General features: G+C 37.6%; 9 protein-coding genes. 8 read left to right on the top strand and 1 reads right to left on the bottom strand.

All coding sequences use genetic code 11. The features are described 5' to 3' along the window. Nucleotides 1-25: 25 nt before the first annotated feature. Nucleotides 26-2,059 carry an ATP-dependent helicase gene (locus B9N66_RS04640; RefSeq protein WP_087580089.1) on the bottom strand — a complete coding sequence of 678 codons (2,034 nt, stop codon included), beginning with the start codon at nt 2,057-2,059 and terminating at the stop codon, nt 26-28. A 65-nt stretch (nt 2,060-2,124) separates the two neighbouring features. Here B9N66_RS04640 and pbpC point away from each other — a divergent pair, with 65 nt between their 5' ends. From pbpC to B9N66_RS04600, 8 genes are all read left to right on the top strand, one after another. Then, on the top strand, nt 2,125-4,293 hold the full coding sequence (pbpC, locus tag B9N66_RS04635) for a penicillin-binding protein 1C (RefSeq protein ID WP_087580088.1): 2,169 nt from the start codon (nt 2,125-2,127) through the stop codon (nt 4,291-4,293). Between the two features lies 1 nt (nt 4,294). Next, the gene (locus B9N66_RS04630) at nt 4,295-9,415 is read left to right on the top strand and encodes an alpha-2-macroglobulin family protein (protein WP_087580087.1); all 5,121 of its coding nucleotides are present in this window, start codon (nt 4,295-4,297) and stop codon (nt 9,413-9,415) included. Between the two features lie 121 nt (nt 9,416-9,536). Beyond that, complete coding sequence (locus B9N66_RS04625) at nt 9,537-12,161, top strand: valine--tRNA ligase (RefSeq protein ID WP_087580086.1); 2,625 nt, start codon at nt 9,537-9,539, stop codon at nt 12,159-12,161. Continuing rightward, entirely contained in the window at nt 12,161-13,117 is a 957-nt protein-coding gene (locus B9N66_RS04620) for a methionine ABC transporter ATP-binding protein (protein ID WP_087580085.1), read from the top strand. The genes B9N66_RS04625 and B9N66_RS04620 overlap by 1 nt, the downstream gene beginning before the upstream one ends. Then, nucleotides 13,117-13,791, top strand: coding sequence for a methionine ABC transporter permease (locus B9N66_RS04615; protein WP_087580084.1), 675 nt, complete (start codon nt 13,117-13,119; stop codon nt 13,789-13,791). The genes B9N66_RS04620 and B9N66_RS04615 overlap by 1 nt, the downstream gene beginning before the upstream one ends. A 256-nt stretch (nt 13,792-14,047) precedes the next feature. Next, entirely contained in the window at nt 14,048-14,830 is a 783-nt protein-coding gene (locus tag B9N66_RS04610; protein WP_087580083.1) for a MetQ/NlpA family ABC transporter substrate-binding protein, read from the top strand. A 72-nt stretch (nt 14,831-14,902) separates the two neighbouring features. Then, entirely contained in the window at nt 14,903-15,682 is a 780-nt protein-coding gene (locus B9N66_RS04605) for a MetQ/NlpA family ABC transporter substrate-binding protein (protein ID WP_087580082.1), read from the top strand. 138 nt (nt 15,683-15,820) lie between these two features. Continuing rightward, complete coding sequence (locus tag B9N66_RS04600) at nt 15,821-16,411, top strand: DedA family protein (RefSeq protein WP_087580081.1); 591 nt, start codon at nt 15,821-15,823, stop codon at nt 16,409-16,411. Nucleotides 16,412-16,432 lie beyond the last annotated feature (21 nt).

Below are 16,432 nucleotides of genomic sequence, written 5' to 3'. Positions count from 1 at the left end.
TTTACTTCACAAGAGTAAATACTCTTTAAGCTTCCTCTTTTGCCATGCCAGCCTCTATCAAAAACCTACTTGGCTGATAGGTCACCTTCTTTATCTTGTCGTATTTTGCGTAGCTAAGATATAGCTCGTCTTTTGCTCTAGTTACTGCTACATAAAAGAGCCGCCTCTCTTCTTCTAGGCTGCCGCCCATGCTCATTAGCTTTAAATTTGGAAAGCGGTTTTGCGCGAGATCTACGATAAAAACTTGGTCAAACTCAAGCCCCTTGCTCGCATGCACGCTAAGTAGACTAACGCCCTGCCCTTCGCTCATCTCGTTGCTGCCAAGGGCTAAGAAGTTGTAAAATTTACTGATATCTTGATATTTTTTAGCTAGCTCGCTTAGCACCACGCTCTTTGCCATTATGCGCTCTTTAACCTCTTCTTTTAGAGCTAGATCGACGTTGCCATTTTTTAAAGTTGCCCTTTTTGTGCTGATGTTTTCGACGATTAACGAGTAAATTTTGCTAGTTTTTATCTCGTTTATCATCGTAGCTGGCTTTGAGATATTTCTCATGCCCTTTAAAAAGTTGTAAATTTCATATAAAAACTGTGCCCCACTCTCACTTAGCTTTTGTAGTTTTAGCACTGGGTGGCCTAGGAATTTATCGCTAAAGCCAAGCTTGGAAAACCTTGAAACCTCGGCAAATTCATCAAGGTCGTCAAAAAGGCCTAGCTGGTAGTTTCGCCTTTTATTTGATGAGATATTTACGCTATCATCTGGCTCAACTATCCCTTTTATCAAATTTCCATGCCCAAGCTTAAGAAGTGCGTCAAAAATTTCTTTGCTAACTGCGCTACCAACGCCCTTTGCATATTCGCAGATGTGAATAAATGCCATTATATCTTTTGGATTGACATAAATTCCCATGATATCGATGAGTGCCTTGATCTCGCGACTCTCAAAGAAGCTCACCCCACCCTTTCGCTTTGAGCTGATGCCTCGCTCTTTTAGCGCGACTTCGATGCCGTCTGCTGATGAGTTGTTTCTAAAAATTATGGCGATATTTTCTCTATTAAATGGCGAGAGCGAGATGATGTCGGCGATATTTTGATACTGATCAAAAAGCTCGTTATAGACAAGTAGCCTTGGAGGCTTAAAATTCCCCTCGCGACTAACTGTGAGGTGCTTTTCATAAAGCCTTGGATTGTTATTTATGACCTTGTTTGCAAGGGCAAGTATGCTTGAGCTTGAGCGGTAATTTACATTTAAAGCGTAGATATTTGCGTTTGGAAAGCGATCTTTAAATGAGCCAATGATCTCGATATTTGCGCCGTTAAATGCGTAAATGCTCTGGTCAAAATCGCCCACGCAAAATAGGCTCTTCGTCGCAAATGCGTCTATGAGGCTACCTTGAAGCGTGTTTGTGTCTTGATACTCATCGATCAAAATTTCATCATAAGCTAAATTTGCTCCCTTTTTTAGCTCATCGCGCATTTTTATGAGAAGGTCGTTAAAATCAGCATAAGAAAATTTAGCCTTTTCGGCCTCAAACTCTTCTAAAACATCTTCATAAATTTCAGCATAAACGCCCTGCTCTTCGCTCTTATCGCTTATCCATTTGCCAAAAGTTGTGCCTTGTTCGCTGTTTTGAAATAGCGAGTAAAGATCATATAGATAGGCTCCGCCATAAGGCTTGACGTCGCTTAAGTGGTAAAATTTACGCCTCTCAACAAGACTTTTTAAAAGCGTCTTTAGCTCGCTTGGCTGCTTTAGCGTGACGCCTTTATCAAGGCTTTTTAAAAGCGAAAATGAGACCGAGTGAAAGGTGCCTGCGGTGATTTTGGAGGTGATTTGCTTGTCAAAATACCTATTTAAACGCTCTATCATCTCGCTCGCTGCTTTGTTGGTGAAAGTTAGAAGCAAAATTTTCTCTGGCTTTACGCCTAAATTTAAAAGATGGGCGATGCGCGCGACGATCGTGCTAGTCTTGCCAGTGCCAGCTGAAGCGATGATGAGATTGTGTCCAAATGGCGCAGTTGCGGCGGTGTATTGTTCTTTGTTTAACCTAGATAAAGGCATTGTTTCCTCTTTTTCAAAAAGGCCTAATTATAGCTACTTAAACTTTAACAGCTATAATCACGCCGATGAAAAAGTTTAAATTTTTAAAATTCCTTGCCCTATTTTTGGCTTTAATGGTCACTATTTTTTTGATACTGGATCAAATTTATCCACTAAATTTAGACGCACTCAAAAAAGACGAAGCCAAAATTTTGCTTGATAAAAATGGCGAGATCATAAATATGAAGCTTAGTAGTGACGGAATTTGGAGATTTCACGAGCAAAGCTTCCCAAACTCGCTAAAACAATGCGTCGTGCTCTTTGAAGATAGATACTTTTACTACCATTTTGGAGTAAATTTTGCCTCCATTTTTAGAGCATTTTTTTACAACCTAAGAAGCGACAACCGCATAGGGGCCAGCACTATCACGATGCAAGTAGCCAGGATGCTTGAGCCTGGTGAGCGAAGCTATAAAAATAAGATAAGAGAAATTTTTAGAGCATTTCAGCTTGAACTTCACTTTAGTAAGGATGAAATTTTAAATTTTTATCTAAATTTAGCCCCATATGGTGGCAATATCGAGGGCGCAAAGGCGGCTAGCTTTTTTTATTTTGGAAAAGAGCTAAACGAGCTTAGCTACGCTCAGGCTGCACTTTTAAGCACGATACCCAAAAATCCAAATAAAAATAGACTTGACCGCGTTTCAAACATAAATGCCCTAAAAAACAGGGTCATAAAGATGCTTTACAAGGCAAATTTAATCGATCTTAGCGCCTTTAGAAGAGCGCAGGCTGAGCCATTTAAAAATGTAAGAGCAAAAGCTATCGTAACCGCGGAAGATTATGCAAATGTCGCTTTTAAAAACCAAATTTCAAAGGCGAGTTTGGATCTAAATTTACAAAAAGATATGCTTAAAATTTTAAAAGATGCGATGTTTTCGCTAAAGGCTAAAAATGCAAACAACGCAGCAGCCGTGGTCATTGATAATAAAAAAATGAGTGTTGTTGCCTTCATCGGCTCGCACGATGAGCACGCTCGTGACGGCAAAAACTCAGCTCTAAATATGAAGCGAAACACCGGCAGCACGCTAAAGCCTTTTATTTATTCGCTAGCACTTGATAGTGGGCTTATAACGCCAAATTCGCAGTTAATTGACACGCAAATTTATATAAAAGAGTATGCTCCAAAAAATTTTAGTAATGATTTTTTAGGTATCGTAAGCGCAAAAGATGCTCTAAATTTCAGCCTAAATATCCCAGTCATAAATTTAAACTTAAAACTAAAAGACAATTCGCTTTACGAACTACTTGAAAAGGTAAATTTGGTAGATGAAAATAAAGAGTATTATGGAGCTTCTATAACGCTTGGAAGTGCTGAAATGAGCCTGCTTGATCTTGCTCATCTTTATACTATTTATGCAAATGACGGCATTTATAGGCCGCTTGAGTTTGCTGGCAAAAACTACAAAAATGAAGAGAAAAATGTAACTCTAATCTCGTCTCAAAGTGCTTATTTAACCGCTAAAATGCTAAGTGAAGCCTCAAGATCATATCTAAAAAATGCTTGGCAGTATGCACAAAACACGCCAAAAATAGCCTTTAAAACAGGTACAAGCGCAAATTCGCGTGACCTTTATGCCATAGGTGTTGATGAAAATTACACGATTGCTATTTGGATTGGAAATTTTAATGCCAGTAAAACTGATAAATTAACAGGACTAAATGACGTATCAAAGAGCCTTTTTGATATGTTTAAGATAATCACTCAAAAAGAGAAGTTAAGATTTATGAGTGAGCCAGATGGCATTGAAAAAGTGCCAACCTGCCTTGATGCCTTTAACTATGAAAAGTGTAAAAAAATGGCACTTGATGATAGGATAAAGGGTGTAGATTTAAAAGATAAATGCGAAAGTTTAAGGGGCGAAGAGCTTGATTTTTTGGTTAAGAATGAGCTTTTGGATAAAGAAGAGATACAAAAAAGTCCTTGTGCTGAAATTTTTAAAGATAAAAAGCCAGTTTTTGCCTATCCGTATGACAATGAAGAGATAGTGACAGATGAAAATATTACACAAGTTATGGTAAAATGCTACGCGTTTTTAGGTAATGAAATTTACCTAAAAATAGATGATTTGAACTTTTCTAAGATAGAAAATGCAGGCGAAAAAAAGTTTGATCTAACTCTTGGCGAGCACAGCATAAAATGCCTTGATCAAAACTCAAATCAAAGTGAAATAACAATAAAAATAAGGAGATAAAATGTGGCAAAAAGTAGCACTTCTAGCACTTTTGGGAATGACAAATTTATATGCTTTGAGCCTAAATGGTACAGCACAGATAAAATCGCCACTAAGCGTAGAGTTTGGACTAGAAGATAAAGTAGATAAAAATTTTGTTGGTATGCTAAGCGATAAAAAGCTACTTTTGTGCCAACCAGCATTAAATGGTACGGTTAGATTCAATAATCAAAGCTTGCTACTTTTTACAAAAGATATGCACGCTGGTTTGGATTATAGCTGCAAGCTTGAAAATGGAAGCACTGCTAGTTTTGCTACGAAAGAATTTGAGCTAACAAAGATAGAAAAAATAAGCGATAGCAAATATATAGTTAAATTTAATGATGAAGTAAATATTGAAGCTATCAAAAATATTGCCGTAAAAGATGCGAAATTTAAAGCAATTGAGCTTTCTAACAATAGCTTTGAGCTTAATCTTGATAAAAATTTAAGCAATCCAGTTTTTGATTTTGGTGAAAAATTTGAGAGCAAATTTGGCGCAATGCTTTCAGGTGAAACGATAGTAAATTTTACCGATGAAATAAGCGAAGAAAGCGTAAATATAAATGATAATGCAAAGAGTCTTGAGATACCAGAAATTTATCCAGCAAGCCTTGATAATGGCATCTTAGGCTTTAGAATTTATCTAAAAAATTGGCTTGATGACGACATTAACTTAAAAAAATTTATAAACATTAAAGGTGTAAAAAACTTTAGCATTAGTGACGTTAAATATAGTGACAACTATGAAGAAAACTCAGAACTTAGCGAATATTATTACTACATTGATATTACAAGTGACGATTTTAAACCACAAAATAGTTATGAAATCACCATTAAACCCGGTTTTGGCGATGATAGAAATGTAGTAAGAGAAGAAAGTAGCTATGAAGTAGTAGCTGGCAATTTTACTCCATTTGCAAATTTTATAAATAATGAACCATATATCTCAAGCGTCGGTGAGATCGGTATTAGAAGTGCAAATTTGCCTGAGCTAAATGTAAGCATTGAAAAGCTAAGCGATCAAAATTTTAGATATTTCTTAAATTTTAATGACAATAACGAAGAGTTAAGCAACTTCAGCACAAAAGTGGCAAGCAAAAGTTATAAGCTTGATGGCGCATTAAATGAAATTTCGCTAAATAAAATCAAACTCGACTTTGCTGGAGCTGGAGACGGCGTTTATAAGATCAATTTAAACTACGGCAAAGGTAAGAGCGTCTCAAAAGTAGTCTATCTAAGTGATATTGCCGTAAATGCAAAGCTTGGCAAGGATGAAATTTTCGTATTTGCAAATCGTCTTGGCGAAAATACAATGCTTCCAAACGCAAATGTAAAAATTTATGGTAAGAAAAACGAAGAGATCGCAGTTGGTGCGACAAATGATATAGGTGTTTTTAAATTTAACAAAAAAGATATTTACAAAGATATCTCTTCGGTGGTTGTCTCTCTTGGAAAAGAGCAAAATTTTCTTATTTTAAAAGAAGACGAAGCGCTAAATGAAGCGAAATTTATGAGCCAAAATGCCAGTGAGAGTATCGATGCGTACGTTCATTTTGCTTCAAATATCATAAGACCAAATGAGAGTTTAAAGGGCGCAATCTATCTAAGGGATAGAGATTTTAATCCTTTAAAAAATATGCCTATAAAGATAAAATTTTTCGATCCGCAAGGCAAAAGTAGTGCTGAAATTTCAAAAAATACAAATGACGTTGGCATGGTAAATTTTGAAAAAGAGATACTAAGCGATCTTAGCGGTAGATTTAATATGCAAGTAATTTATGCAAGCAAAGTGATCTCAAATGTGCCATTTTTTGTTGAGAGTTTTATGCCAAATAGGATAAAAAATGAGATAACGCTTGAGAGAGATAAATTTTTTGCAAACGAGCTTGTTAGAGCCAATCTAGCTAGTAACTATCTCTTTGGTGGCGCTGCTAGCGAGCTTGATGGTAGCATGCAGGTTAGCTTTTTTGATGATGAATATAAAAATAGCGAATTTAAAGAGTATAAATTTAAAAACAATACGCTAAAACCAAGCGCTTATCCATCTTTTGAAAACGATCTTACTCTTTCAAAAGATGGCAAATCAAGCCAAATGATAGATCTTAGCTTTAGCACTAAAAATGCCTCTTCTATCATAACAGGCGTGATAAATTTCAATGTAAATGATGACGGCAAAAACGTAAGCGATACAAAAAGCTTTACTCTCTATCCTTACAAAGATATGGTTGGTATCGCAGCAAGCACGACATTTGCTGAGCCAAACGAAGATATAAAAATAAGAACGGTTGTGGTAGATATGTCAAGTCAAAAGGCCGTAAAATCAAATTTGAAATTTGAAATAAAGCGTGTTACTTGGCAATACCAAAGAGATGCAAATGGCTATATAAAGTGGTTTCAAACTCTAGAAGATGTGGATAATTTTTATAAAGATAATGGCGAGTTTAGCTATAAATTTACACAAAGTGGCTCATATGTGATCATCGCTACAAATCTAGTAAGTGGAGCAAGCACAAGTCTTGATATGGACGTAAGTGGCTACAACTACTCGACTCTAGCGCCTACAAAAGAGCTTAGCAAATCTCAAATCAAACTAAATAAAAATATCTACAAAAAAGGCGATGAACTAAGTGCTGATATAAGCTCAGCTATAAAAGAAGGTATCGCCCTTGTTACACTTGAAGATGGTGGCGTGAAAGCTTACAAGGTTGTTAAGATAAAAAACAACTCAGCAAATGTGAAATTTAAACTTGATTTTGATTTTAGCGGACTTTACGTGAGTGCAAATATCTACCGCATGACAGATGGCGGATTAACTCCTTTTAGAACTTACGGTAAGGTCTATGCTAAGGCTGATAAGTCATCAAGGATACTTGATCTAAGTCTTGATGCACCAAATACAGCAAAAAGCGATGAAAATATAAAAATTTCACTAAAAACAAAGCCAAAAGCTTATGTAAATTTATTTATCACAGATGTTGGCGTGCTTGATATAACGTCACAAAAGCCAGCCGATCCACTTAAATTTTTTGACAAAATTTTACCAGATGGCGTCTTGGATTATGACATTTATAATATGCTCACAAACTATAAGGTCGAGGGCAAAACTTTAAGCTTTGGTGGCGATATGGCGGCACTTGCTATGGAGGCAAAGATGGCAAAACATGCTAGCCCAGTCGATAGCAAAAAGATAAAAACATATGCAAATTTGGTAAGTCTTCAAGCTGACGATAATGGTGAAATTTCATACGAGTTTAAAACACCGAATGGTTTTAACTCGGCTGTCAGAGTGGACGTTGTGGCAAATAATGAAAATAGCATGAATGCGGTAAATAAAGAAATTTTAGTAAAAGATGATGTGATTATTAAGCCAAGTGCGTTAGTTTATCTGTTAAAAGGCGATGAGCTAAATGCAAACTTAAGGCTCATAAACACAACAAATGAGGATAAAAATTTAACCATAAAAGTGGCTAGCAGTAAAAATTTAAACATCAAAACAAAAGAAAATGTGAATTTAAAGCCGCTTGAAAATAAAGCCTTTATATTTAAAATTTCAGCTCTTGAAGCTGGAGCTGGCGAATACAATATAACAATAAGCGATAAAAACAGCTCGAAAACTGCTCAAAATTTACTTGATGTAGTTAATCCTTATACGATTAGCACCTATGCAAAAAGTAGCGTCTTTGACAAAGAGAGCATGATCTCTCTTCCAAAAGGCTTTCACAATGTTAGTATAGATGCGTCAAGCTCGGTCTCAAGCGTATTATTAGCAGCTTCTAAAAATTTAGTCGAGTACCCTTACGGATGTGCGGAGCAAAGGAGCTCAAGACTGCTTGCGCTTTTAAATTTAAAGCCAAAAGATGAGCTTGAAAAAAATGATCAAAAGAGATTTATTGTAAACGGAATGAGTGAGCTAATTAAGATGCAAAAACCAGATGGTAGCTTTGGCTACTGGAGCGATCTAAGTAGTACAAATGCATTTGCTTCGATCTATGCAACTGATGTACTGCTTGATCTTGAAGAGGCTGGATATGAGGTAGGCAAAAGAGTAAAACAAAGTGCTGTAAATTCAATGGCAAAATATGTAAATAGTGACCTTGAAGCGCTCTACTCTCTATATGTAAGTGCTCGTGCAAATATGGCTGACAAGTCGCTGCTAAATAAAATTTATGACCACAAAGCTTACAATACGACCGCACTTAATAAATATCTAATGGCAGCGGCTCTAAAGCTAAACGGCTTAAATGACGAAGCAAAGGTGGCGCTAAAAGATATCAAAAAAGCTCAGATAGCTGATTACAGCAGGGATTATTCTAGCTTTGGCTCAAAGATGAGAGACAATGCCTTTATCTTGTATCTGCACGCAAAATATTTTGAGAAAAACGACTACTCAGATGATCTTGCAAATTTCTTGATCACAAATTTAAATGAGCTTAGCTCAACGCAGGAGCGCGCTTTTACTCTTAGAGCGCTAAATGCCTACTTTGGCAAAAATAGCGGCGAGAAAAATAATAAATTTAAGCTTAGCTACAACGGTGAAAGTAAAGAATTTGACGGCCTTTTAAGCGTATCATTTACAGCAAAGGATGAAAATTTTACCATCACTCCACTTGGTGAAAACAAGCTATATGCCACTATTTTAAGCTACGCTTATGTGCCACTTGAGATCAAGCATAAAATAGAGCCAAAAGAGCTTGATATTTATAGAACGTTTGTTGATGAAAAAGGCAAAGAGCTAGGTCTTGACAGCCTAAGAGTAAATGATGTTGTCTATTCAAAAATAGTGATAAATTCTAAAGCTATGGTTAAAAATGGTGTAATAAACGAGATAGTAAGTAGCTGCTTTGAGCCAATAAATGAAAATTTAAGTGGCTTTAATAAGAGTCTTAAAGATAGCATTGAGCTTGAATATCAGAGCATAAAAGATGATCGCGTTTTAAGTTTTTATGCATTAGATAGCGACAAAAGAGAGGCTGTACTTTACACACCTTATCGTGTAAGACTTGGCGGCAAATGCTCACTTGGTGCAGTCACAACTGAAAATATGTATAACGAAAGACAAAACGACTACGACCTAGCTCAGCGAAGCTTTACTGTCAAATAAGCCATATAAATTTTGGGGCGTTTAACCGCCCCAAGCCCATATTTCCCCACTTTTGCAAAGATTTTTTTAAACAAATTTTAGATAACATTAAGCATTTTTTAAACGAAAAGAGGACACAAAAGTGGTAGAATTTTACAATGCAAAAGAGATAGAAGATAAATTTTATAAAATTTGGGAAGAACGCGGATACTTCGAGATAGACGCGAACAAAGATATCCAAAAAGATGAACGTAAATTTTGCATTATGATGCCACCTCCAAACGTGACTGGCTCGCTTCACATCGGACACGCCCTAACCTTCACACTTCAAGACATCATGACTCGTTATAAGAGAATGGACGGCTACAAGACGCTTTGGCAGCCAGGACTTGACCACGCTGGCATCGCCACTCAAAATGTCGTAGAAAAGCAGCTTTTGGCTCAAGGGATCAAAAAAGAAGAGCTTGGACGTGAGAAATTTGTAGAAAAAGTGTGGGAATGGAAGGAAAAAAGCGGCGGCATGATCGTCCATCAGATGCGTAAGCTTGGCATCACTCCGGCTTGGTCACGCCAGAGATTTACTATGGATGAGGGCTTAAGAAAAGCTGTAAAAAAAGCCTTTGTAAATTTATACGACAAAGGGCTGATCGTTCAGAAAAACTACATGATAAACTGGTGTACGCATGATGGCGCACTTTCTGACATCGAGGTTGAGCACAAAGAGAATAAAGGCAAGCTTTATCATTTGAGATATTATTTTGCAGACAAGCCAAGTGAATTTGTTGTTGTGGCTACAACCCGTCCTGAAACATATTTCGGCGACACTGCCGTAATGGTAAATCCAAACGACGAGCGCTATAAAAATTTAATCGGCAAAAAAGTGGTGCTACCTATCATAAATAGAGAGATCGAGATTATCGCGGACGAGCACGTTGATATGGAGTTTGGAACAGGCCTTGTTAAGGTCACACCTGCACACGATCAAAACGACTACGAGGTTGGCAAAAAGCACAACCTTGAGTTTATCACTGTCTTTGATGAAAAAGGCATTTTAAACGACAAGTGCGATAAATTTGCAGGTCTTGAAAGGCTTGAGGCCAGAGATATCGTCGTAGCCGAGCTTGAAAAACTTGGCAATGTTGAAAAGATAGAGGACTATGAAAACCAAGTGGGATACTGCTACCGCTGCAAAAATGTCGTTGAGCCATATATCTCAAAGCAGTGGTTTGTCAAAAAAGAGATCGCAGACGAGGCGATCGCAAAGGTCGGCGAAGGCTTAGCGAAATTTTACCCACCGCACTGGATAAACAGTTTTAACGCGTGGATGAGAGAGCTAAGAGACTGGTGTATCTCACGCCAGCTTTGGTGGGGACATCAAATTCCTGTATTTTACTGTGATGATTGCGGTCATATGTGGGCTGACGAGGACGAGCCGTGTGAGTGCAAAAAGTGTAAAAGTAAAAATTTCCACCAAGACCCAGACGTGCTAGATACGTGGTTTAGCTCTGGTCTTTGGCCATTTAGTACGCTTGGCTGGGGCAATGATAATGAGCTAAAAAATGAAAAATGGTTTGAAGGCGATTTGGCCGAATTTTACCCAAACAACCTTCTCATAACTGGCTTTGATATTTTATTTTTCTGGGTTGCTAGGATGATGTTTCAGGGTGAAAATGCCCTTGGCAAGCTGCCGTTTGACGATATCTATCTGCACGCGCTTGTAAAGGATGAATTCGGCAGAAAGATGAGCAAGAGTCTTGGTAACGTCATCGATCCGCTTGATAGCATAAATGAATATAGCGCCGATATATTGCGCTTTACGCTCACACTTCTAGCCGTTCAAGGACGTGACATCAAGCTAAGTGATGCCAAGATGAAGCAGGTAAGAAATTTCACCAACAAGCTTTATAATGCGAGCAAATACCTCATGCTAAATGAGAGCAAATTTCCAAATTTAGAGGATATCAAGCTTCAAACAAAGCTTGGAATTTATATGAATAGCCGCTTTAACGAGTGCGTGAGAGAGGTACGCGAAAACATCGACGCTTACCGCTTCAATGACGCAGCAAACACACTTTATAAATTCTTTTGGGATGAGTTTTGCGATTGGGGTATCGAGCTTAGCAAGGCTGATAAAGCGAGCGTAAAAGAGCTTGGAAGCATATTTAAAGAGGCTATGAAGCTGCTAAATCCTTTTATGCCGTTTCTCTCAGAGTATCTATTTCAGGAGCTTAGCGGCACACAGCTTGAAAATACAAAATCAATAATGGTGATGAGCTATCCAGAGGTAAAAGAGCGAAATTTAGATGTTGAGAAGAAATTTGAACTAGTTATCGAAGCGATCGTTGCGATTCGCCGTGCAAAAGCAACCATAGATCTTGGCAACTCAAAGATAGCAAAAGCTTTTGTTAAATTTAACGACAAAATAGATCTTGATGAAGTCAAAGAGTATATCAAGCTGCTTGCAAAATGCGAAGAGATCGGCTTTGTAGATGAAAAAATAGAAAATTCTATCAGAGATGTGAGTGAAAATTTAGAGGCGTTTGTCCCACTTGAAGGGCTTGATATGAGCGGTATCATCACAAGGCTAAGGTCTCAAAAGACAAAGCTTGAAAAAGAGATAGCCAAACTCTCAGGCATGCTAAATAACCAAAATTTCGTAGCAAACGCACCAAAAGAGGTTATAGAGACGAACAAAGAGGCGCTAGAGAGCGCTGAGGCTAAATTTAAAAAAGTATGTGAAGAATTAGAAGCTCTTGGAGAAAAATAGTGATAAAAATAGAGAAATTAAGCAAATTTTATGGTGATACGCAGATCCTTTTTGATATAAATTTAGAGGTTAAAAAGGGTGAAATTTTTGCTATTGTAGGACACAGCGGCGCTGGCAAGTCAACACTTTTAAGATGCATAAACGGTCTAGAAAGCTATCAAGGTGGGAGCTTAAAAGTCTTTGATCAAGAGATAAAAAATTTAGATGAGATGCAGCAAAGAATTTTAAGGCGAGATGTTGGAATGATATTTCAGCATTTTGCCTTGATGGCTAGAAAAAACGTCTTTGAAAACGTGGCTACTCCGCTTAAATTTTGGGGCTATAAAAGCGATGAAACTGAAAAAAGAGTGAGAGAACTTTTAAATTTAGTCGGTCTTGAAAGCAAGGCAAAAAGCTATCCAAGCGAGCTAAGTGGCGGTCAAAAACAGCGCGTCGCCATCGCTAGAGCGCTTGCTTTAAATCCTAAAATTCTACTAAGCGACGAGGCGACTTCGGCTCTTGATCCAAACACGACAAATCAAATTTTAGAATTGCTTGAAAAGATAAACAAAGAGCTAGACATCAGCGTCGTCATCGTCACGCACGAGATGGAGGTAGTAAAATCGATCGCAAAACGCGCCATCTTGCTTGAAGGCGGCAAGATCATAGGCTCTGGAAGTATTGAAGAGCTATTTTTAAAGCCAGATGAGAAGATGAAAGAGTTTTTGGGTGAAGTCGAAATTTTGCCGAGCACTGGCACAAATATCAGGCTATTTTTTCCAAAAGAAGTGGCTCAAAATAGCGTGATCACGCACATGGCCAGAAGCCTAAACATCGACTTTAACATAGTCTGGGGCAAGCTTGAAAAGCTAAACGACAACGTCCTTGGCTCACTTGTCATAAATATAGATGAAAAAGATAAAGAAAACGTGCTTAACTATATCAAGCAAAGTGGCGTTTTATGGGAGGTTGCTTGATGTTTGGTATTGATTTTTCTAAATTTCCAGATGTTTTTTCTAGGATACTTTTGCCAGCTATCGGCGAAACGCTATATATGAGCATCGTCTCCACCCTGCTCGCCTTTGCCATAGGCCTTATACCTGCGGTTTTACTCATCCTTTCAGATAAAGACGGACTAAAGCCAAACAAGCAGCTTTATCTTGTACTTGATATCGTTATAAACGTGCTTAGAAGCTTTCCGTTTATCATTTTAATCATCGTGCTCTTTCCAATTACAAAAATGATCGTAGGTACTAGTATTGGCACCACAGCTGCGATCGTTCCGCTAACTATCGGAGCGGCCCCATTTGTAGCAAGGCTCATTGAAAATGCGCTAAAAGAGGTTGATAAAGGCATCATCGAAGCTGCTCAAAGTTTTGGTAGCTCGAAATTTCAGATCATTTTTCGCGTGATGTTTGTAGAGGCGCTTCCTGGTATCATCTCGGCATTTACGCTAACGCTTATCGTAAACATCGGCTTTTCAGCAATGGCTGGTGCAGTTGGTGGTGGCGGGCTTGGCTCTGTCGCTATAAACTACGGCTATCAAAGATTTCGCCCAGATATAATGCTCTACACTGTGGTTATTCTTATCATAATGGTTCAAATTTTCCAGGTTTTAGGTAACTATCTCTATAAAATTTCAAAAAAATAGGACCACATTTTTATCTGATTTTAAGCTTTTTTTCTTAAAATTGCCAAATTAATTTTAGCTGAAAGGAAAAAAGATGAAATCAGATATGTGCCAGATGTGCCGCCTATTAAAAAACTCGTTGTCGAAAGACTAATCTCTAAGCACAAAATTTCTTTTTAAGTGCTTAGAACTAGCTTAAGCGCTTAAAAAGAAATTTAATCCTCTAGCTTAAATTTATCCTTTTTGGTGCTTGGCAAATTTTAAAAAAGGATAATAAATGAAAAAACTACTTCTCACTTCTTTAGTTGCTCTTGGTCTTAGTGTAAGTGCAAATGCAGCTGATAAATCAAAAACAATAATCGTTGGTGCTACACCTATTCCACATGCTGAAATTTTAGAGGTTGTAAAGCCTATTTTGGCAAAAGATGGCTACACACTTGAGATCAAAGAATTTAACGACTACACCACGCCAAACCTTGCGACAGAGGACGGCGACCTTGACGCAAACTTCTTTCAGCACCTTCCATATTTGGACGAATTTAACAAAAACAAGGGCACTCATCTTATAAAAACAGTTGGCGTTCACCTTGAGCCAATGGGAGTTTATTCTAAAAAGATAAAAGACATCAAGGATCTAAAAGATGGTTCGACTGTATCTGTCCCAAATGATCCGACAAATGAAAGCCGTGCTTTAGATATTCTTGCAAATGCTGGACTTATTAAGCTAAATGATAATCCACTAAAAACTCCGCTTGATATAGTTGATAACCCTAAAAAGCTTAAATTTGAAGAGATAGAGACTGCTCAAGTACCAAGAACGCTTGATGACGTTACTATTGCAGTTATCAACACAAATTACGCTCTAAATGCTAATCTTAATCCAGTAAAAGACGCACTTGTGCTTGAAAGCAAAAATAGCCCGTATGTAAACTACGTTGTAGTAAAGTCTGGCAACGAAAATAGCCCTAAAATAAAGGCTCTTGATAAAGCAATAAACTCATCAGAAGTTAAAAAATTTATCGAGATAAAATATAACGGCGCTATCCTTCCAGCATTTTAATTAAAAATTTAAATAAGCGACGTGGAAGCTTTTACCTTTTTAGCGTCGCTTAAACCAAAAAAAGGAAAAACAATGAAAATTATCAAACTTTTAACCGCATCTTTAGTTGCTCTAAGCCTTCACGCAGCTGACAAAGACCACACTATCACTGTTGGCGTCTCACCAGTGCCACACGCTGAAATTTTAGAATTTGTAAAACCAAAGCTAAAAGATAAGGGCTACGACCTTGTTATATCTGAAATTTCAGACTATTCGATACCAAATGTCGCTACAGAAGATGGCAGCTTAGACGCAAATTTCTTTCAGCATTTACCATATCTTGAGGAGCAAAACAAGGCTAGAGGCCTGCATCTTGTAAGCGTTGCAAGCGTGCACGTAGAACCACTTGGCTTTTACTCTAAAAAGATAAAAAACATAAAAGAGCTAAAAGATGGCTCAAAAGTGGCGATCGCTTACGATCCGTCAAATGGCAACAGAGCGCTTAGAATTTTAGAAAAAGCTGGTCTTATAGAGATCGATAAAAACGTAAAAGTTGCAACTGTAAATGACATAACTAAAAATCCTAAAAATTTACAATTTGTAGAGTTAGAAGGTGCTCAGATCCCAAGAACGCTTGATGATGTCGATATCGCTGCTATTAGCACAAATTTCGTCCTTGATCTTGGCATGAGCGTGGCAAAAGACGCACTTTTACTTGAAGATGCCAATAGCCCATACGCTAACATCATCGTCACAAGAGCTGGCAACGAGAACAATCCTAAGATCAAAGCTTTAGTTGATGCGGTGCTTAGTACTGATACTAAAAATTTCATCATCACTCGCTACAAAGGCGAGGTTATACCTGCATTTTAAAAACGGGGCGAGCTTTCGCCCTATTTTATTTCTACTTTCATCTTGTTTTAATAAGCTATAAACTCTCTTTATTTTTGTCAAAAAGCTTAAGCTATGCTTTGCTAAAATGGCTCACTTTAAAATTTTTCAGGAATTTAAATGCTGCATGATGTTATTGATTTTATAGTTGCGAGCGTAAGTAGCTGGGGTTATGCTGGCATATTTGTGATGATGTTTTTAGAAAGCTCATTTTTTCCATTTCCAAGTGAGGTCGCGATGATACCGGCTGGCTATTTGGCGCATAAAGGTGAAATGAGTTTAGTTTTGGCCTTTCTTGCAGGCACGCTTGGTAGCTTACTTGGAGCTATTTTTAACTATTATCTTTGCTACTTTTTTGGTCGCGAGATCGTTTTAAAATACGGCAAATTTGTGGGAATTACTCACGAAAAAATGGATAAATTTGAGGCATTTTTCAATAAACACGGCGAAATTTCTACATTTAACTCACGTCTGATTCCTGGCATTCGTCAATACATCAGCCTACCAGCCGGACTTGCTAAGATGAACATTTTTAGATTTTGCCTATTTACCTCACTTGGAGCTGGGATTTGGTGTGCTGTTTTACTTGGAGTCGGCTATTTTATAGGCTCAAACCCTGATAAACAGACACTTTTAATAATCACGATCGCTCTTTTAGCGGTGGTTGTAGTAATAAGTGTAGTCTATATAATAAAGCAAAGAAAAGGCTAAATACATATAAAAATATGTAAA

The organism is Campylobacter concisus, assembly GCF_002165775.1.
In the GTDB taxonomy this organism is placed as follows: domain Bacteria; phylum Campylobacterota; class Campylobacteria; order Campylobacterales; family Campylobacteraceae; genus Campylobacter_A; species Campylobacter_A concisus_E.
The sequence above is the reverse complement of the archived record's forward strand: the minus strand, read 5'-3'. Positions and strand labels throughout refer to the sequence as shown.